Genomic DNA, 18,004 nt, shown 5'->3' with positions numbered 1-18,004 from the left:
GGGTGGGTGGCGCGGCGCGCTCTTGTTATCGTCTTCGATGCAGAAAATTATAGCCGCAACCGTCCCCGCCCTGCGTCAGCTTGCTGTAATGTGCAGGCCAGCACAGCAGATACTCACGGCACCATGACAGGCAACGCGCAGCACCCGCCCGAACAGGGCTTTATCTTGACCCGCCACTGGCGCGACACGCGCGACGGCACGGAAGTCGATTTCTGGCTGGCAACGGACGCCGGGCCCCGCCACGTGCGCCTGCCCGTGCAGACGGCCGTCGCCTTTATCCCCATGGAGCAGCAGGAACAGGCGCAACAGCTGCTGCGCGGCGAGCGGCATGCCGAGCTGCGGCCCCTGTCGCTGTGCGATTTTCACCACCGCCCCGTGCTGGGCCTGTACTGCAAGCAATACCGGCATTTGCTGAAGCTGGAAAAGCAGCTGCGCGCGCACGGCGTCGACGTGTACGAAGCCGACATCCGCCCGCCCGAGCGCTACCTGATGGAGCGTTTCATCACGGCGCCGGTAAGCGTCAAAGGGGAAACAGGGCAGGAAGTGCAGCTGAGGCCGGCGCCCGGCTACCGGCCAAGCTTGAAACTGGCCTCGCTCGATATCGAGACGACGGCGCATGGCGAGCTGTATTCGCTGGCCCTGGAAGGCTGCGGCCAGCGCCAGGTCTACATGCTGGGGCCGCCAAACGGCGGCGATGAGCTACTCGACTTCGACCTCGAATACTGCGACACGCGCGCACAGATCCTCGAGCGCCTGAACACGTGGATGGAGCGGCACGACCCGGACGCCATCATCGGCTGGAACCTGGTGCAGTTCGACTTGCGCGTGCTCAAGGAACACGCCGAACGTTATCAAGTGCCCTTGAAACTGGGGCGCGGCGGCGCCGTGATGGAATGGCGCGAGCATGGCGGCAAGCAGGAACATTATTTTGCCGCCGCCGCGGGACGCCTGATCATCGACGGCATCGAAGCCCTGCGCTCGGCGACGTGGAATTTTTCCTCGTTCAGCCTGGAAAACGTGGCGCAGACCCTGCTGGGCGAAGGCAAGTCCATCGACAATCCCTACCAGCGCATGGCGGAGATCGACCGACGTTTCCGCGAAGACAAGCCCGCGCTGGCCCGCTACAACCTCAAGGATTGCGAGCTGGTCACGCGCATCTTCGCCAAGACCGAGCTGCTGACCTTCCTGCTGGAGCGGGCCAGCGTGACGGGCCTGGCGGCCGACCGCAGCGGCGGCTCCGTGGCCGCCTTCGAACACCTGTACTTGCCGCTGATGCACCGGCAGGGTTACGTGGCGCCCAACCTGGGCGATATCTCGGGCGAAAACAGCCCCGGCGGCTTCGTCATGGATTCGCAGTCGGGCCTGTACGATTCCGTGCTCGTGCTCGACTATAAAAGCCTGTACCCGTCCATCATCCGCACTTTCCTGATCGACCCCGTGGGCCTGGTGGTGGGCACCAGCGGCGACGAGGCCGATACCGTGCCCGGCTACCGGGGCGCGCAGTTTTCACGCGTAAAACATTGCCTGCCCGCCATCGTGAAACAGGTGTGGCAAGGGCGCGAGGCGGCCAAGCGCGAGCGCAACGCGCCCTTGTCGCAAGCGTTAAAGATCATCATGAACGCGTTTTACGGCGTGCTGGGCTCGAGCGGCTGCCGCTTTTTCGATCCGCGCCTGGCCTCGTCGATCACCCTGCGCGGCCACGACATCATGCACCGCACGCGCGAGCTGATCACCGAACAGGGTTATCAGGTGATCTATGGCGACACGGATTCCACGTTTGTGTGGCTCAAAACAGCGCATACGGATGAAGAGGCGGGCAAGATCGGCCGCGCCCTGGTGGCGCATGTGAACGCCTGGTGGGACGCCCATCTGCGCGAGGAGTTCGGCCTGGAGAATGCGCTGGAACTGGAATTCGAGACGCATTACCGGCGTTTCCTGATGCCCACCATCCGCGGCTCGGAAGAAGGCAGCAAGAAGCGCTACGCTGGCCTGGTGGGCAAGCCCGACGGCAGCGAACAGATGGTCTACAAGGGCCTGGAGACGGTGCGCAGCGACTGGACGCCGCTGGCGCAGCAATTTCAGCAAGAGCTGTACCTGCGCATCTTCCAGCGCGCCGCCTACCAGGACTATGTGCGCGACTACGTGGCGCGCACCGTGCGCGGCGAATGCGACGCCTTATTGGTCTACCGCAAGCGCTTGCGCCGTCCGCTCGACGATTATCAGCGCAACGTGCCGCCCCACGTGCGCGCGGCGCGCACGGCCGACGCCTACAACCTGGCGCAGGGCCGGCCGTTGCAATACCAGAATGGCGGCTGGATCAGCTATGTCATCACGGTGGCGGGGCCGGAACCGCTGGAAACGCAGCGCTCGCCCATCGACTACCACCACTATCTGACGCGCCAGCTGCAGCCTGTGGCGGACGCCATCTTGCCCTTCCTCGGCGACGATTTTTCGCGCCTGGTGTCGGGGCAACAGGATTTGTTTTAGATCAATTCTGCTGACCGGCAAGGCCAAGCTGAGGTAATATCGGCGCCTGCCGGGCCAGTCCGCGGGCGCTGTGCGCCGGGGCAGCGTAAAATACGCCTTGGCGAAAGAATAAGAGCTGCATGAAAAAGAAGATGCCATTCCAGACGAGAATCGTTCGCAAGAAGATTTTCCCCGCTGAAATGGCGCATAATTTAACACTATGTTGAACCAGCGGGCAGCAGCACCAGCCGTCTGCCCTGCTAATTTTTGAATGAATTGACACCATGACCGAGATCACGTCCTTAAGAGACATCCCGCAAAAAAATATCTTCCGCAAGGGCGACACCTTTGTGCTGTTCGGCGAGCTGTTCGGCCGCGGCTATGTAAATGGCTTGCTGGACGAAGCGCGCAAGGCGGGCATGAATATCGTCGGCATGACGGTCGGCCGCCGCGATGAAAACATGGCGCTGCGCCCGCTGAACGCGGAAGAGCTGGCCGAAGCCGAAGCCAACCTGGGCGGCCGCATCATCAATGTGCCGCTGATGGCCGGTTTCGACCTCGACGCGCCCGCCGGCGAGCCGACGCCGACGGCCCTGCTGGCCGACATGACCCTGAAAAGCTGGCAGGAAGACAAGCTGGACTGGGCGCAGATCGAACGCTGCCGCGAAGCCGGCATCGCCCGCTTCAGTGCTTCCGTGGCGAAAGCCATGGCCGAACTGGACAGCCTGATTCCTGACGGCAGCAATGTGTATTTCGCCCACACCATGGCGGGCGGCATTCCCAAGGTCAAAGTCTTCCTGGCGATCGCCAACCGCATCTACAAAGGCCGCGGCGAGCGCTTCATGTCCTCGCGCGCCCTGCTCGACAGCGACCTGGGCAAGCTGATCCTGATGAACTTCGACGAAGTCACGGCCAACACCTTGCAGCACCTGATCGACGGCAGCGCCGCCATCCGTGCCCGCATCGAGCAGACGGGCGGCCAGGTGCGCTACAGCGCCTACGGCTACCACGGTACCGAGATCTTGATCGACGGCAAATACCAGTGGCAAACCTACAGCAACTACACGCAAGGCCTGGCCAAGATGCGCCTGGAAAACGTGGCCAAGGCTGCGTGGGAAAAAGGCATCAAGGCGACCGTCTTCAATTGCCCGGAAATCCGCACGAATTCGTCCGACATTTTCGTCGGCGTGGAACTGTCCTTGTTCCCCCTGCTCGACGCGCTGAAAAAGAAGGCGGCGGCGCCTGGGCCGAGGAACAGTGGAAAATCTGCCAGGGTTTGCTGGAAGACGGCGTGTCGCTGCAAGACTTGCTGGACCGTATCGCCGCCTACAACGGCGACGCCACCAGCGTGCAGTTCCGCAACTTCGCCGCCTGGCCGATGGACAACACGCCAGAGCTGGCCGACGTCATGATCGGCACCTCGGACGACATCACCAAGCTGCACAAGGACCGCAAGGAACTGATCACCGACCACCTGAGCTCGCTGGTGCTGGAAGGCACGGGCCCGCTGATGTTCCACGCCATGTCGGAGCCGCAAGCCCCCGTCGTCTGGCTCAACCACGACATCATCGCGCGCCAACTGAGTTCGGTTCACAACTGAGCCTGATGTAGCAACACACCACCGACGGCCCGGCTCATCCCGGGCCGTCGGCGTTTCTGCGCGTGCTTTATGCGCGCACGATGGACACGCCGCCGTCGGCCAGCAGCGCCGTGCCGGTGGTGAAACTCGATGCATCGGAGGCCAGGTACAGCGCCGAGCGGGCGATCTCGTCCGGCGTGGCCAGGCGTTTTAACGCATGCAATCCCGCCACGAAGGCCTGCGCTTCGGGCGTGGCGGCCACCGCGCGTCCCATGGGCGTATCGGTGCCGCCCGGCAGCAGGGCATTCACGCGGATACCCGCCGCGCCATACTCGGCCGCCAAGGCCTTGGTCAAACCGATCACGCCCGCCTTGCTGGCCGCATACGCCGCCATGCCGGACATGCCCAGCGTATGGCCGACAAAGGTCGAAGTAAAAATCAGCGAACCGCCGCCACGCGCCGCCATGGCGGGCAGCTGGTATTTGGCCGCCAGGAAGGCACTGGTCAGATTGGTATCGACCGCCGTCCGCCAGTCTTCCAGGGCAAGCTCGGGCGTGGGTCCCATGGGCCCCAGGGTGCCCGCATTATTGAAGGCGATATCGAGGCCGCCAAAGCGTTGCAGCGCCAGCGCCACGGCCGCTTGCGCGCACGCCGCGTCGGCCACATCGCCGGCACAGGCCACGGCTTGCGCGCCGCCGTCCGCCAGCTGCGCCACCAGCGCATCGAGTTCCTTCCGCCGCCGCGCCACCAGCACCAGCCGCGCGCCATGGCGCGCAAACAGCCGCGCCGCCGCATGGCCGATGCCAGAGCTGGCGCCCGTGATGATGGCGACCTTGTTTTCCAGTTGCAACATTTGCTTCCCCTTCAAGTGGTTGAAAGGGAAAAGATAGGCCGACAAGCCAGGCGCGGCACTCCGCTTCTTGCGCTGGAATCGCCGCCGTCAACGATTCTGCCTGCGTGTGCAAAACGCCCGCCAAGCATAAAACTTGCCAGATTGTGACAAATCAGTGATAATGCGTCTCGCGTTGCCGGGATGGCGGAATAGGTAGACGCACGGGACTCAAAATCCCGCGCTGGAAACAGCGTGCCGGTTCGATTCCGGCTCCCGGCACCACAGAACACGTACTAAGAAGTCTATTCAGATCCAACGAACCCGCCTCCGCCATAGAGAGCGGGTTTTTTGTTGCCTAAAGCTGCCCACCAGCACACAAGAAAAAGTAACGAACTGGCTTAACCATGACGTTTTTCCGTTCATTGAAAGCAAGCCGATTTCCACAATTGGCCTTCGTGATGTCTTGGCGGCTGCGCAAAAAATGGAAAATTACGATACGGTCAAGCCCACGATAGGGTAAGCAGATATGCAGATAAGTATTCTGCTTCTCAATCGCTAGTGGATTTGCGAAGCGCTATGTAACTACCAATCTCAAAGGTGTGCTGGCAGCGACGGGGAAGGGCACTATACGGCGACTACGGAGCCGGTAGAGGGATTTGCTACGCTCAATTCACGCCAACGGCGGGCATCCATATCCCTTAGCTGCCTTAAAGCTGTCTCCGCTAGTTTTCGTACATCTAGGAGAGTTGCACGCTGCTAACTGAATTGAGCTCTACCTAGAGGCTGCGGAGTGGCGTATACCAAGACACAAAAAGAAGATGGACAACGACCTCATAGTGCCATTGTCGATGCAGTCATTGGTAATTTTTCGGACGATCCCCACATATCAGGCCATGGAAGATTTGTTTTCTCTAACATTAGAACCGCTGAAGCTTGCATGAGCGAGAACACCGTCAATTCCGCGCTAAGTGACGGTTTAAAAACTTCATAGCAACTTTCAGGTCAAAGCATCTTTGATGTTTTGGAGTGATTGACGATGTGGACACAAGAGAATCGAAGCCGGCATCAGCAGGTGAGGACGGCACTCAAACGTGGCTATCCCACAGATGTGAAAGATGAAGAGTGGCGTCTGATCGCACCGCTGCTGCCAAGGCAAGCGAAGACGGGAAGACCTCGCAAGACAGATTTGCGCACGGTGATCAATGCGCTGCGTTACATGGTACGGTCCGGATGCGAGTGGCGCATGCTGCCCAATGATTTCCCGCCGTATCAGACGGTTTATTACTGGTTTCGGCGGCTGATGCGGCGCATGCTGTTTCGTACCATTCATGACTTGGCGCTGATGCTCGATCGTATGTGCAATGAACGGGAGGTGCTGCCGAGTGCCGGTGTTGTCGATAGCCAGAGCGTGAAAGCGCCAGGGGCACGAACGAGAGGCTATGACGCCCACAAGAAACTCAGCGGGCGCAAACGCCATATCGCGGTCGATACGGACGGTCGCTTGCTGGCGATGAACCTGACGCCGGCCGATATCGCCGACTCCACTGGTGCTCAGATGGTGCTCGACGGCCTGATTAAACGCTGGCCATGGGTGAAGCATCTGTTTGGGGATGCGGCATATGACCGCACACAGTTGATGGACAAGGCCGCGTTTCTTGACTTCACGGTGGAGGTCGTGCGGCGCCTGCAAGGGCAGCAAGGTTTCGCTGTTCAGCCCAGGCGCTGGGTGGTCGAGCGAACGTTTGCATGGCTGATGCGTTACCGGCGCCTGGTGCGCGACTACGAGCAGCGCATTGATGTTTCGGAAAATATGATTTACCTGGCCATGGGTTCGTTGCTGCTGCGTCGACTAAATTTCCGCTAAGTTTTTAAACCGTCACTAAGTGACGGTTTAAAAACTTCATAGCAACTTTCAGGTCAAAGCATCTTTGATGTTTTGGAGTGATTGACGATGTGGACACAAGAGAATCGAAGCCGGCATCAGCAGGTGAGGACGGCACTCAAACGTGGCTATCCCACAGATGTGAAAGATGAAGAGTGGCGTCTGATCGCACCGCTGCTGCCAAGGCAAGCGAAGACGGGAAGACCTCGCAAGACAGATTTGCGCACGGTGATCAATGCGCTGCGTTACATGGTACGGTCCGGATGCGAGTGGCGCATGCTGCCCAATGATTTCCCGCCGTATCAGACGGTTTATTACTGGTTTCGGCGGCTGATGCGGCGCATGCTGTTTCGTACCATTCATGACTTGGCGCTGATGCTCGATCGTATGTGCAATGAACGGGAGGTGCTGCCGAGTGCCGGTGTTGTCGATAGCCAGAGCGTGAAAGCGCCAGGGGCACGAACGAGAGGCTATGACGCCCACAAGAAACTCAGCGGGCGCAAACGCCATATCGCGGTCGATACGGACGGTCGCTTGCTGGCGATGAACCTGACGCCGGCCGATATCGCCGACTCCACTGGTGCTCAGATGGTGCTCGACGGCCTGATTAAACGCTGGCCATGGGTGAAGCATCTGTTTGGGGATGCGGCATATGACCGCACACAGTTGATGGACAAGGCCGCGTTTCTTGACTTCACGGTGGAGGTCGTGCGGCGCCTGCAAGGGCAGCAAGGTTTCGCTGTTCAGCCCAGGCGCTGGGTGGTCGAGCGAACGTTTGCATGGCTGATGCGTTACCGGCGCCTGGTGCGCGACTACGAGCAGCGCATTGATGTTTCGGAAAATATGATTTACCTGGCCATGGGTTCGTTGCTGCTGCGTCGACTAAATTTCCGCTAAGTTTTTAAACCGTCACTAAGGGCTTAGACTACAGCAAAGAAATCATGACGGCCCATGGATTCCAAGCAATGGCCAGAACGATCATGGATGCGGTACTTCGCAAGCGTGTCGATCTGATCGAGCACCAGTTAGCCCGCACGGTCATGAACCAAAATGGCTGCGCCTACAATCGAACTAGTCATCTTCCCGCACATCTTGAAATGATGCGATGCTGGGCCAACTATTTACACAATCTCAAAATCGGCGCGCAGGGAATATCCATGCAAATATAAAGCAAGCAACTCGTGCCCGCAGTGGTATAGAACCTCAGCCTCTGTGGCTAAAAGGTGCCATACCAACTACACCTTGAAGCATTATTTCTTAAAATTTAAAAAAGACAGTACTGCGCCGGGCTTCTTATCGGGGCGACTCGGTGTCTGTCCATCCGCTTTCGCAATACGGAGTGTGGCAAGATCAATGATTTCCCCAGGCGCGTCGAAGTAGTTGCTACGCAAACTACAAAGCTTTTGGATATCGAGAGGGGAAAAGCCCAAATGACGAGGAAGACTCTCAACCGGCAAAATTCCTTCGTTAACCAGAAGCTCAACAGTGCGCCGAAGGAGCCGTGGCAACTCTGGGGACCACTTCTCATCTCCCGGCTCGGCTTTCGATCCCCAACGCGCAGAGCGCCGTTTAAAGAGCGCCAATTTATCCTCATCACTTAACAAACCAAGTGCATGTAAACGCATCATCATCGCAGCAACTGAAGCCCCCAACGCTGCTTCAATATTAGCAAATTATCAAGATTTGTTGGCACTCGCACTTCGCGAGAAAATGCCTCAGCCGGAAGTAGTAACGCACCAGCAAATCTATGCGCCTGCTTTTCCATCTGGTTGTAACGGTCTCGCTCATCAGCCCTAGGAATATGCTTATGAAGGACGAGATGACCTATCTCATGCGCGAGATCGAAGCGACTGCGAAAGCCATTTGCCTTGTCAGCAGAGAGGAACACAATCGGACGGGCAAGTAGCTCACTCCAACTCGAAAGTCCCTCAATAGCAGATATTTCCGTCTCTTCTCTAGCAATAATAACGCCAGCACTTTCAGCCGCTAAAACGAGATTTTGAATAGGACCGCGCCCTAATTGCCAAAGCAGACGACATTCATCCGCTGCGGCGTCGATATCAGCATCACTAATCTGTTCTGGGTCTTTAAATTCGCGATTAGGAAGATTTACCTTAGGGTAGTCAACATACTCGCTAAGAAGAGAAGCAACCTCCTGCACCCACTCTGTTCGAGCCTCAAGCTTAGCCCGAGCAGCTTTTAATGCTGAGGCATTGCTACGAAAAAGCGGAGTAGAAACAGACTTTAAGACTGGTCGAGTAAGCCATTCTGCTTGTACATTAAGCACTGAAGCAAGGCGATCAAAGGTATGTGCTTCAGGCGCTTGGTCACCTTTGCACCATTTTGTAACTGTTGGCGCAGCTACGCCAACCAGACTAGCTAATTGGCCTTTGGTAAGGCCTCGAGCCGCGAGCGCTTGTTCAAGGCGCTCGGGTTGAAGATCGTTAATTCCCTTGGTCATTTCCGGTTTGTTTCTTGGGTTGTATCTTGAGCTTAGGCTGAGCCTTGTCAATTTGCTCAGAAATATCTGCCTGATCGTAAAGATCCACAAATTCTGAGATAGTGTTTATGTAGAGCCAAGAGTTCATGTCTGGGGCGGGCAATGCCACCATAACTTGCGTCAACTGAGCAATGCCTTTTTGGTCTATGCCATCCATTACGCCGAGAATAAAAATCGTCCCGCCGGTTGGCTCAGAAGCACCCGCAAACATATCACTTTGAACATACTTTCGTTTAATATTATCATTAAGCTCAGCCAATGCCTTGCGTGTAGCGCTACGCTTCAGACTTACCCATTTATGTCCAGGAACGTTAAGTCGCGCAACGTTGAAAATGCCTAGCTGCCCGATGACTAACCGCGTTCCTTTCAATGGAGTAGGCTTGGCTCCTTGCGCCTCTAACGCCTCATGAAAAGCCTCATTGATACGAAAGTGCTTATTATGCCCGGCGGCTGAAGGACGATGCCCTTCAGCAAACTCGGAGGACTGAGCTCGACCTATTTCGTCACCATTGAAATAGGCATCCTCACACGCCATGAATACATCGCGTGGGATATGTTCCATAATGAGTTGCTCTAGCTCACGAAGACCAGCTGGGGGTGTCGCGCTCATACCTGACTCACAAAGTTGTTTCCAGTAACGAGAATTTTATCAGAAAAACTTTCGCGTCACGATGTTTTTCAAAACAAATCGATCACTTACCAACGAACTCAGTAATTTACATGCCGCATGGAAATCACATTTATCTAGACATATGAACAACCCTTCCAGCGCTTTTCGCCCAGGCGCGCCAGCTGGGCGCTGCGCCAGCCGTCGGCGACGATGCGTACCGAGTGCAAGCCCAGGAACAGCAGCAAACCGAGTATCAGCACCGTCATCGTCTTCTCCCCAGTCAATACCCGCTATCGAGCATACGCGACGCCATGGCCGGTGCCGTCCGCGCAGATCAACGTTCTTCGCGATAGTAATCGCAGCCTTCGAACGTGGTGCGCAGCGCCTGCTGCAGCTGGGCGTAGCGCTCGGGCGTCAAGTTGAAACGCACGTCGATCTGGCCGTCGTCATCCATCTGCATGGCCGCCTCGGCATCCATCTGCACGGACAGGCGGTTCGGATGCAGGATCACGGCGTGCATGTGGCCATACCAGGCAAATTCCTGGCCGCAATATTCAATATACGGTTCGTCCATGCCCATGGACACGTCCTGCTCATCGTATTCGTCGGCGCGCTGCAGCATCAGGTAGACGGGCTCGCCTTTGCCGGCTGGCGCGGCCAGGGTGGTGATCAGGGCGTCGTCTTCATGGATGACGGACAACTCGGTGGCGGTAAATCCTGCGGACATGGCATGCTTTCAACAAATAATTGGATGACGCCACCATAGCGCAAAAGCGCCGCGCACGACATAGGGCGCGGCGAATAAAGCGTGCCGCCCCCGGCCGCGCTCGCCGCCTATAATGGCCATTCCATCCATATTGCACAGGAGACCGTCTTGACCGCCGCATCGCCCTACACCACCCGCCTGGCCATCCCTTCCATCGCCACCTACCAGCACCTGCGCGTCGCCGCCGGGCTGAGCGCGAAAACCGCGGAGGCGGCGGCCAAGGGTTTGCCGAACTCCCTGTTTGCCGTGCAAGTGCTGCATGGCGACGAAGTGGTGGGCATGGGCCGCATCATCGGCGATGGCGGCTGCTTCTTCCAGGTGGTCGATATCGCCGTGCTGCCGGCCCATCAGGGCAAAGGCCTGGGCAAGCTGATCATGCGCGAAATCCGCCAGTTCATCGACAGCGACGTGCCGGAAAGCGCGTATGTCAGCCTGATCGCCGATGGCCAGGCGCAAGACCTGTATGCGCAGTTCGGTTTCAAGCATACGGCGCCCGCCTCCGTCGGCATGGCGCTGAAGCGCTAGGCGCCCGATGCCGGCCTGGCTGCTGGGTAGCATGGCGCTGGCGCTGCTGTCGAGCGCTGCCGCCTGGCGCGCCGAGCGCGCGCGGCAACAGGGCGGGCGCGCGACACGCTGGCCGTGGCTGGCGGCCATCGCCGCGTCCGTCATCGTGCCCCTGGCGTGGCTGCCCGGCGTGCTGACGGCCATGCCGGCGCAGCAGGCGCAGCTGAAACTGGGCTGGTTTGTCTTATCGAGCGGCATGCTGTTGCTGTTGGCGCTGCGCAGCGTCTGGCTGCTGTCGCACCAGCGGCGCTGGCAGAAAACATCGCTGCTGGGCACGCCCGTGTACTTGAGCGGCGGCATCGGCCCCTGCGTGGCGGGGCTGCTGCGGCCCCGCATCGTGATGCCCGTCTGGCTGCAACTGATTCCGCCCCCGCAACAGGCGCTGCTGCTGGCGCATGCACAATGCCGGCTGGCCGCGCGCGACCCGCAGTTGCTGGCGCTGGCCTACGCCTTGATCCTGATCATGCCGTGGAATGTGCCCCTGTGGTGGCAGCTGCACCGCTTGCGCTTTGCCATCGAGGTCGATTGCGACGCACGCATGCTGGCGCACGGCCACGCGCCGCGCGAGTATGCCACCGTCCTGCGCCGGCACGGCCAGTATTATTCGGGCTTGACGGGCGCCTCGCCCATCGTGCTGAACGATCCGCTGGCGCTGCGCCGGCGGCGCCGGATCATGGCCAGATTTACCCGGGACCGGGCGGCGAACTTGCTATAGTAGCGGCAACGCCGCGCGGCACGCCCGCCATTCCGGCTCCCCCTTAGAAATCAGAGAGATACCATGCTTTACCTGCTCGCCATCGTGATCGTCATCGCCCTGCTGTACTACGTCTTCAGCGGCCGCACGCCCGTGAAACCGCTGCACAAGCCGCTCCTCTCGGTGCGCCAGTACGTGCCGGCGATTCCCGCGGGCGCGCCCGCGCACCACTGGAGCGACGAGGGGCGCTTCGCGTCGGAAGTGGAAAACGAAGCGATGTACCAGCCCGCCATCGCCAGGCTGGCCGGCGAGCACGGTCCCGGCAACGCGGAAGAAAAATGCCTGGCCCTGCTCGTCTGCGACGATGCCAATCCGTTCCAGGACAAGGCCATCGCCGTCTTCATCGACGGCCAGCTGGTGGGCTACCTGTCGCACAACGACGCCCTGCGCCTGCGCCGCAACCTGGGCCGCATGGACCTGGCGGGCCAGCTGACCTCGTGCGACGCCGTCATCCGCGGCGGCGGCCTGTGGAACGGCAAGCGCCTGTCGTACGCCGTCTGGCTGGACTTGCAGCCGTACAACTAATGATCGCTATACCGCGCGCGCCAGCCTGACGGCGCGCGTGGCGATAAAGCTGGGCAAGTATTTTTCAATTTCAAAGCGCGGGTGGGGATGCATTTCCTCGTGGTAACCGGCCAGCACGAAACCCGCCGCCAGCTGGCCGCCGATCTGGCTGTCCAGGCCGTGGCCGAAGACCAGCGCCTCGCCCTTTTCCATGCGCGCCGCCAGCGCATCGGCATCCATATCCTCCACATCCGAATACGGCAGCACGAAACGGGGGCGTATCAAACCCTGCTGTGCCCATTGCGGATCGCGGTCGCCGATGAATACGGCCGGATTGAAGAAACTGCTCAGCAGCACGCCGCCATCGGCCAGCACGCGCGCGCATTCGCGCCACACGGGGGCGATATCGGGCACGTACTGGTTCGACACGGGGTGGATGATGACATCGAAGCTGGCGTCGGCAAAGCGGGCCAGGTCGCGCATGTCGCCCTGGACGGTGGCCAGTTGCAAGCCGTCGCGTTCGGCCACCATGCGGTCTTGCGCCAGTTGCTGTTCAGACAGGTCGAAGACGGTGACGTGCGCGCCGGCGGCAGCCAGCACGGGCGCCTGTTGCCCGCCGGCGCCGGCCAGGCACAGGATGCGCTTGCTGCGCACCTCGCCCAGCCAGCCGGCCGGCAAGGGACCGGGCGTCAGATGGATTTGCCACTGCCCGGCACGGGCCGCGGCGATGGTGGCGCTGTCGACGGGTTGCGACCAGGGACTGTTCCGTGCAGCCTGGGCATCCCAGGCTTGCTGATTGTGCCGCAAGAAGTTGTTACCTAAAGGCATCCTCATCCTTTCAGAAAAAAACAGGACATGAATGTAGCATGACTCCAGGCAAGGCGCCGCACTGCGCGTGCTGGCTAAAAAGAATACGAGAGAGCATGAAAGTCCGAGAAGTGAACTCCCGCCACGGCCAGCGTTGTTGCGTCACACAAGGAAGTGCCGGACAGATGGCGCCGGCGCCGATGCAGACCACTGGAAAGGCAAGGAGTTCGATGCCATTATCGCCTGCAGGGGGCCAGGCATTTTGATGCACATCAAACAGCTCGCAATCTCCTGGCTATCGCCTTGCGAAAGGTCCTCGCCCGTGTTTTTTTGACCTAGGTCAAGCCCCGCATAAGAAAACCGCCCGCCGGCACGCCAATGCTGGACTTGCCCGTGTTGCCGTTCTAGCCTTGTTGCCATCCTGACTAGCGAATGACACCATGGCCTACAAATCCATCCTCGTCCACGCCGACCTGTCGCGCCATGCGCCGCAACGCATCGCCATCGCGGCGCGGCTGGCACACGCGCACCAGGCGCACCTGATCGGTGCCGCCATGACGGGTGTGTCGCGCTTTACCCTGGAAAACAACCGCGGCATGCGCGGCGGCGCCGTGGCGGCGCAGATCAATGCCCTGCACGGCCAGGCGGAACAGGCGCTGGCCCAGTTTGAAACACTGGCGCGCCAGGCCGGCGCCGTCTCGCTCGAGCGGCGCCTGATCGAAGACGACGAAGATGGCGGCATGGCCGTCAGCGCCCGCTACAGCGACTTGACGGTGCTCAGCCAGCACGACGACAGCGAAGCGCTGCCGGGCGCCATGGGCGACCTGGTGCCCTACGTCATGCTGAACGCGGCCCGCCCCGTGCTGATCGTGCCGCGCAGCGGCCAATTCGCGCAACTGGACAATACCGTCGTGGTGGCCTGGGATGGCAGCATGGAAGCGACGCGCGCCATCGGCCACGCCCTGCCCCTGCTGCGCGCGGCGCGCCTGGTGGTGCTGGCCCTGCTGCACCCGCCCGCCGGCCACGCACAGCCGGCCCGCCATCCGGGCGCAGACATCGCCGCCTACCTGAGCCGCCATGGCGTGCCCGTCGAGGTGCGCCCCGCCGTCACCACGGGCGACGTCGGCGCGGCGCTGCTGGCCATGACGGCCGAAGTGCATGCGGACCTGCTGGTGATGGGCGGCTACGGCCACGCGCGCTTCCGCGAAATCCTGCTGGGCGGCGTGACGGAAACCGTGCTGCGCCAGATGAGCTTGCCCGTGTTGATGGCGCACTGAGGTCCCGCGCGCCACGTTTTGTTGCACAATGGCTATACTTGCCTGATTTTCCATATCAAGGCAATGTAGATGAAGCAACAACTGATCAATTGGGGCAGCGCCCTGGCGCCGTTCGGCAGCGACCTGCTGTGGACGGTCCTGCCGTGGATGCTGCTGTATGGCGTGATCGGCTTTGTGCTGGCGCTCGGCATCTGCCATCAGCTGGCCAGAAAATGCCTGCTGGTGCGCCGTCCGCCCGCCTGGCATGTGGCCGCCAAGCTCAGCTATGTGTTGATCCTGCTCGCGCTGCCGCTCCTCGGCGGCGGGCTTGGCGCCGTGCACAGCGTGCACCGCGTGGTCAACCAGGCCCTCGAGCGCGACCTGCAGCCGGTGGTCGAAGCGCAGATGCCGGCGCTGCGCGTCTACCTGGAGCAGCAGGCCAGGCTGATCGCCCCGGGCCAGCCCATCAGCGTGCGCAGCCTGCTCGAACCCTTCGTGCAAGGCCTGTATTACCAGCCCACGTCCAGCAGCTACTGGGAACGCAGCAAGGCGCGCTGGATCAATGAATTCATCCTGCGCCGCGGCAGCGTGCTGCTGACGCAGGTGCTGCAGGAACAGCTGATCGCCAGGGTCGGCCTGCTCGGCGAGGCGCTCAAGGGTGCCAATTTCCGTGGCCAGGCGACGGGCGAGCTGGCCGCGCTGGGCACCGACCTGGCCGTGCGCCTGACCACCGATGTGGCGCGCCATGCCGACTTCAGCAAACTCGATAAATCCGTGCCGATGATTTTCATCGACGCCATCAAACGCCAGGCCGGCGCGTATTTCAATTCGCTCAAGATCACGCTGGGCCTGTTCGCCCTGCTAACGCTGCTGCTGGTGTGGGGCGAAATCTTGCTGTACCGCCACTATTACCTGCGCCGCCAGCCGGCCGCCACGGCCCTGCCCGTGCCACCGATGTAAAAAAGCCGCGCCCCCTTGCGGATGGCGCGGCTTTCAAGCAACAGCTAAAACCTTAGGCTTTGCGCTGCGCCACGGCGTCGACGACGCACAGGGCCGTCATGTTGACGATGCGGCGCACGGTGGCCGATGGCGTCAGAATGTGCACGGGCTTGGCGCAGCCGAGCAGGATCGGACCGACGGCGATGCCGTTGCCGGCGGCCGTCTTGACCAGGTTGTAGGCGATGTTGGCCGACTCGATGTTCGGCATGACGAGCAGGTTGGCGTCGTTCTTCAGTGCCGAATTCGGCATGAGTTTTTGACGCAGCTTGCTGTCGAGGGCCGTATCGCCGTGCATTTCGCCGTCGATTTCCAGATCCGGCGCGCGTTCCTTGATGATGGCCAGCGCGGCGCGCATCTTTTGCGCCGAGGCGCTGTCGCTGGAACCGAAGTTCGAGTGCGACAGCAGGGCCGCGCGCGGCGACAAACCAAAACGGGTCATCTCTTCGGCGGCCATGATGGTGATCTCGGCCAATTGCTCGGCGTCCGGGTTTTCATTGACGTGCGTGTCGACCATCACCAGCTGGCGTTCAGGCATGATCAGCACGTTCATGGCGGCGTAGACATTGCTGCCGGCGCGCTTGCCCAGCACCTGGTCGATGTATTTCAGGTGCAGCTGGGTGGTGCCGAAGGTGCCGCAGATCATGCCGTCGGCATCGCCCTTGTGGATCATCATCGAACCGATCAGGGTGTGGCGGCGGCGCATTTCCAGTTTAGCGTATTCCTCGGTAACGCCCTTGCGGCTGGTCATCGCGTAGTACGCGTTCCAGTAATCGCGGTAGCGCTCGTCGAAGTCCGGGTTGATGACGTCGAAGTCGACGCCTTGCTTGAGGCGCAGGCCGAACTTCTGGATGCGCGCTTCGAGCACGGGCGGACGGCCCACCAGGATGGGACGCGCCAGTTTTTCATCGACCACCACTTGCACGGCGCGCAGCACGCGCTCTTCTTCGCCTTCGGCGTAGACGATGCGTTTCAGTTCGGCCGGCGTGGATTTGGCCATCAGGAACAGCGGCTTCATGAAGGTGCCGCTGCGGTAGACGAATTGCTGCAGGCTGTCCGCGTACGCCTGCAAGTCCTTGATCGGACGCGTGGCGACGCCGGAATCCTCGGCCGCCTTGGCCACCGCCGGCGCGATCTTGATCAGCAAACGCGGATCGAACGGCATCGGGATCAGGTACTCAGGGCCGAACGACAGGTTGCTGATGCCGTAGGTGGTGGCCACGATGTCCGACTGCTCGGCATGCGCCAGGTCGGCGATCGCGTGCACCACGGCGATTTCCATCTCGCGCGTGATCGTCGTCGCGCCGCAATCGAGGGCGCCGCGGAAGATGTAGGGGAAGCACAGCACGTTGTTGACCTGGTTCGGATAGTCCGAACGGCCCGTGGCGATGATGGCGTCGCTGCGCACGGCCTTGACTTCTTCCGGCAGGATTTCCGGATTCGGATTGGCCAGCGCCAGGATCAGCGGGTTCGGCGCCATCTTGCGCACCATGTCCTGTTTCAGCACGCCGGCGGCGGAAACGCCGAGGAAGATGTCGGCGTCCGGGATGACTTCACCCAGGGTGCGCAGCGGCGTGTCTTGCGCGAAGCGTTCCTTGTCCGGGTCCATCAGTTCCGCGCGGCCCTTGTAGACCACGCCGGCCAGGTCGGTGACGTAGATGTTTTTCAGCGGGAAGCCCAGGTCGACGATCAGGTCCAGGCAGGCCAGCGCCGCGGCGCCCGCGCCCGACACGACCAGCTTGCAGTCCTCGATTTTCTTGCCGACGGCTTTCAGGCCGTTCAGGATGGCCGCGCCGACGATGATGGCGGTGCCGTGCTGGTCGTCATGGAAGACGGGAATCTTCATGCGGTCGCGCAGCTGGCGCTCGATATAGAAGCACTCGGGCGCCTTGATGTCTTCCAGGTTCACGCCGCCGAAGGTCGGTTCCAGCGAGGCGATGATGTCGACCAGTTTATCGGGATCCGATTCGTTGATTTCGATGTCGAAGACGTCGATGCCGGCGAATTTCTTGAACAGCACGCCCTTGCCTTCCATCACCGGCTTGGCGGCCAGCGGGCCGATATTGCCCAGTCCCAGCACGGCCGTGCCGTTGGTGATGACGGCCACCAGGTTGCCGCGCGCCGTATATTTATAGGCATTGGCCGGATCGATGACGATTTCTTCACAGGGAGCGGCCACGCCTGGCGAGTAGGCCAGCGCCAGGTCGCGCTGGTTGGTCAGTTGTTTGGTCGGCGTCACGCTGATTTTGCCGGGGCGCGGGCACTCGTGATACTCGAGTGCGGCCAAGCGCAATTGTTGACGCAATTCTTCTTTTTTATCAGATGACGAATCCATGCTGTGCTGCCTTCCTGTTTGGTCGATCGGGTGTTCCGGATTTTATCAGACCGATTCTTTCAATTAGCTAGGTATTTTCCGCTAGCCACAGTCTGATATCACGAAAACGCATAACCTAGCATTGTAAGGCCGTCCGGCGGCACAAACGTCCTC

At 60.6% G+C, this 18,004-nt stretch carries 17 protein-coding genes, 1 tRNA gene and 2 pseudogenes; 12 read left to right on the top strand and 8 right to left on the bottom strand.

Translation table 11 applies throughout. The annotated features are described in order from the left end of the window. The first annotated feature begins 123 nt into the window (after positions 1–123). Both ACRHIG_RS06530 and ACRHIG_RS06525 read left to right on the top strand, forming a co-directional pair. The gene (locus ACRHIG_RS06530) at positions 124–2,487 is read left to right on the top strand and encodes a DNA polymerase II (RefSeq protein WP_489629701.1); all 2,364 of its coding nucleotides are present in this window, start codon (positions 124–126) and stop codon (positions 2,485–2,487) included. A gap of 263 nt (positions 2,488–2,750) precedes the next feature. Beyond that, positions 2,751–4,066 (top strand): annotated as a pseudogene (locus ACRHIG_RS06525) (enoyl ACP reductase FabMG family protein). A 67-nt stretch (positions 4,067–4,133) separates the two neighbouring features. Here the strand turns inward: ACRHIG_RS06525 and ACRHIG_RS06520 are convergent. Then, the gene (locus ACRHIG_RS06520) at positions 4,134–4,898 is read right to left on the bottom strand and encodes an SDR family oxidoreductase (RefSeq protein WP_489629700.1); all 765 of its coding nucleotides are present in this window, start codon (positions 4,896–4,898) and stop codon (positions 4,134–4,136) included. Positions 4,899–5,072: 174 nt separating this feature from the next. On the opposite strand from ACRHIG_RS06520, the gene ACRHIG_RS06515 reads away from it, so the two are divergent. The 5 genes from ACRHIG_RS06515 to ACRHIG_RS06495 all read left to right on the top strand — a co-directional run bounded on the left by ACRHIG_RS06515 (position 5,073) and on the right by ACRHIG_RS06495 (position 7,928). Then, positions 5,073–5,159: transfer RNA gene (locus ACRHIG_RS06515), tRNA-Leu, on the top strand. Further along, on the top strand, positions 5,119–5,397 hold the full coding sequence (locus ACRHIG_RS06510) for a phage integrase central domain-containing protein (RefSeq protein WP_489630755.1): 279 nt from the start codon (positions 5,119–5,121) through the stop codon (positions 5,395–5,397). Before ACRHIG_RS06515 ends, ACRHIG_RS06510 begins: the two co-directional genes overlap by 41 nt. Positions 5,398–5,913: 516 nt before the next feature. After that, positions 5,914–6,741 carry an IS5 family transposase gene (locus ACRHIG_RS06505; RefSeq protein WP_489627178.1) on the top strand — a complete coding sequence of 276 codons (828 nt, stop codon included), beginning with the start codon at positions 5,914–5,916 and terminating at the stop codon, positions 6,739–6,741. An 87-nt stretch (positions 6,742–6,828) separates the two neighbouring features. After that, positions 6,829–7,656, top strand: a complete 828-nt coding sequence (locus tag ACRHIG_RS06500) for an IS5 family transposase (protein WP_489627178.1) — start codon at positions 6,829–6,831, stop codon at positions 7,654–7,656. A 44-nt stretch (positions 7,657–7,700) separates the two neighbouring features. Next, on the top strand, positions 7,701–7,928 hold the full coding sequence (locus ACRHIG_RS06495; RefSeq protein ID WP_489629699.1) for a hypothetical protein: 228 nt from the start codon (positions 7,701–7,703) through the stop codon (positions 7,926–7,928). An 81-nt stretch (positions 7,929–8,009) separates the two neighbouring features. Here ACRHIG_RS06495 and ACRHIG_RS06490 read toward each other — a convergent pair whose 3' ends face one another. The 5 genes and pseudogenes from ACRHIG_RS06490 to ACRHIG_RS06470 form a co-directional block, all read right to left on the bottom strand. Continuing rightward, positions 8,010–8,390, bottom strand: coding sequence for a hypothetical protein (locus tag ACRHIG_RS06490; RefSeq protein ID WP_489629698.1), 381 nt, complete (start codon positions 8,388–8,390; stop codon positions 8,010–8,012). Next, a complete protein-coding gene (locus ACRHIG_RS06485; RefSeq protein ID WP_489629697.1) occupies positions 8,387–9,220 on the bottom strand; it encodes an XRE family transcriptional regulator in 834 nt (277 codons plus the stop codon). The genes ACRHIG_RS06490 and ACRHIG_RS06485 overlap by 4 nt, the downstream gene beginning before the upstream one ends. Continuing rightward, the gene (locus ACRHIG_RS06480) at positions 9,204–9,869 is read right to left on the bottom strand and encodes a hypothetical protein (RefSeq protein WP_489629696.1); all 666 of its coding nucleotides are present in this window, start codon (positions 9,867–9,869) and stop codon (positions 9,204–9,206) included. The genes ACRHIG_RS06485 and ACRHIG_RS06480 overlap by 17 nt, the downstream gene beginning before the upstream one ends. A gap of 149 nt (positions 9,870–10,018) precedes the next feature. Then, positions 10,019–10,135 (bottom strand): annotated as a pseudogene (locus ACRHIG_RS06475) (NnrU family protein); the annotation flags it as partial. A 68-nt stretch (positions 10,136–10,203) separates the two neighbouring features. Further along, a complete protein-coding gene (locus tag ACRHIG_RS06470) occupies positions 10,204–10,596 on the bottom strand; it encodes an Imm10 family immunity protein (protein WP_489629695.1) in 393 nt (130 codons plus the stop codon). Positions 10,597–10,743: 147 nt separating this feature from the next. Here ACRHIG_RS06470 and ACRHIG_RS06465 point away from each other — a divergent pair, with 147 nt between their 5' ends. The 3 genes from ACRHIG_RS06465 to ACRHIG_RS06455 all read left to right on the top strand — a co-directional run bounded on the left by ACRHIG_RS06465 (position 10,744) and on the right by ACRHIG_RS06455 (position 12,478). Next, on the top strand, positions 10,744–11,160 hold the full coding sequence (locus ACRHIG_RS06465; RefSeq protein WP_489629694.1) for a GNAT family N-acetyltransferase: 417 nt from the start codon (positions 10,744–10,746) through the stop codon (positions 11,158–11,160). Positions 11,161–11,167: 7 nt separating this feature from the next. After that, on the top strand, positions 11,168–11,914 hold the full coding sequence (locus ACRHIG_RS06460; RefSeq protein WP_489629693.1) for a M56 family metallopeptidase: 747 nt from the start codon (positions 11,168–11,170) through the stop codon (positions 11,912–11,914). 63 nt (positions 11,915–11,977) lie between these two features. Beyond that, the gene (locus ACRHIG_RS06455) at positions 11,978–12,478 is read left to right on the top strand and encodes a hypothetical protein (RefSeq protein WP_475417011.1); all 501 of its coding nucleotides are present in this window, start codon (positions 11,978–11,980) and stop codon (positions 12,476–12,478) included. Positions 12,479–12,484: 6 nt separating this feature from the next. On the opposite strand, the gene ACRHIG_RS06450 is transcribed toward ACRHIG_RS06455, so the two are convergent. After that, complete coding sequence (locus ACRHIG_RS06450) at positions 12,485–13,285, bottom strand: class I SAM-dependent methyltransferase (RefSeq protein ID WP_489629692.1); 801 nt, start codon at positions 13,283–13,285, stop codon at positions 12,485–12,487. Between the two features lie 419 nt (positions 13,286–13,704). Here ACRHIG_RS06450 and ACRHIG_RS06445 point away from each other — a divergent pair, with 419 nt between their 5' ends. Next, positions 13,705–14,541, top strand: a complete 837-nt coding sequence (locus ACRHIG_RS06445; RefSeq protein WP_489629691.1) for a universal stress protein — start codon at positions 13,705–13,707, stop codon at positions 14,539–14,541. Between the two features lie 69 nt (positions 14,542–14,610). Further along, positions 14,611–15,480 (top strand): hypothetical protein, encoded by an 870-nt coding sequence (locus tag ACRHIG_RS06440; protein ID WP_489629690.1) that lies wholly within the window; start codon positions 14,611–14,613, stop codon positions 15,478–15,480. A gap of 52 nt (positions 15,481–15,532) precedes the next feature. Here ACRHIG_RS06440 and ACRHIG_RS06435 read toward each other — a convergent pair whose 3' ends face one another. Then, positions 15,533–17,851, bottom strand: coding sequence for an NADP-dependent malic enzyme (locus ACRHIG_RS06435; protein WP_489629689.1), 2,319 nt, complete (start codon positions 17,849–17,851; stop codon positions 15,533–15,535). Between the last annotated feature and the right edge of the window lie 153 nt (positions 17,852–18,004).

This window comes from Janthinobacterium sp. C22 (genome assembly GCF_057919405.1).
Note: the sequence above shows the minus strand (reverse complement) of the source record. Positions and strands in the feature narration are given on the sequence as shown.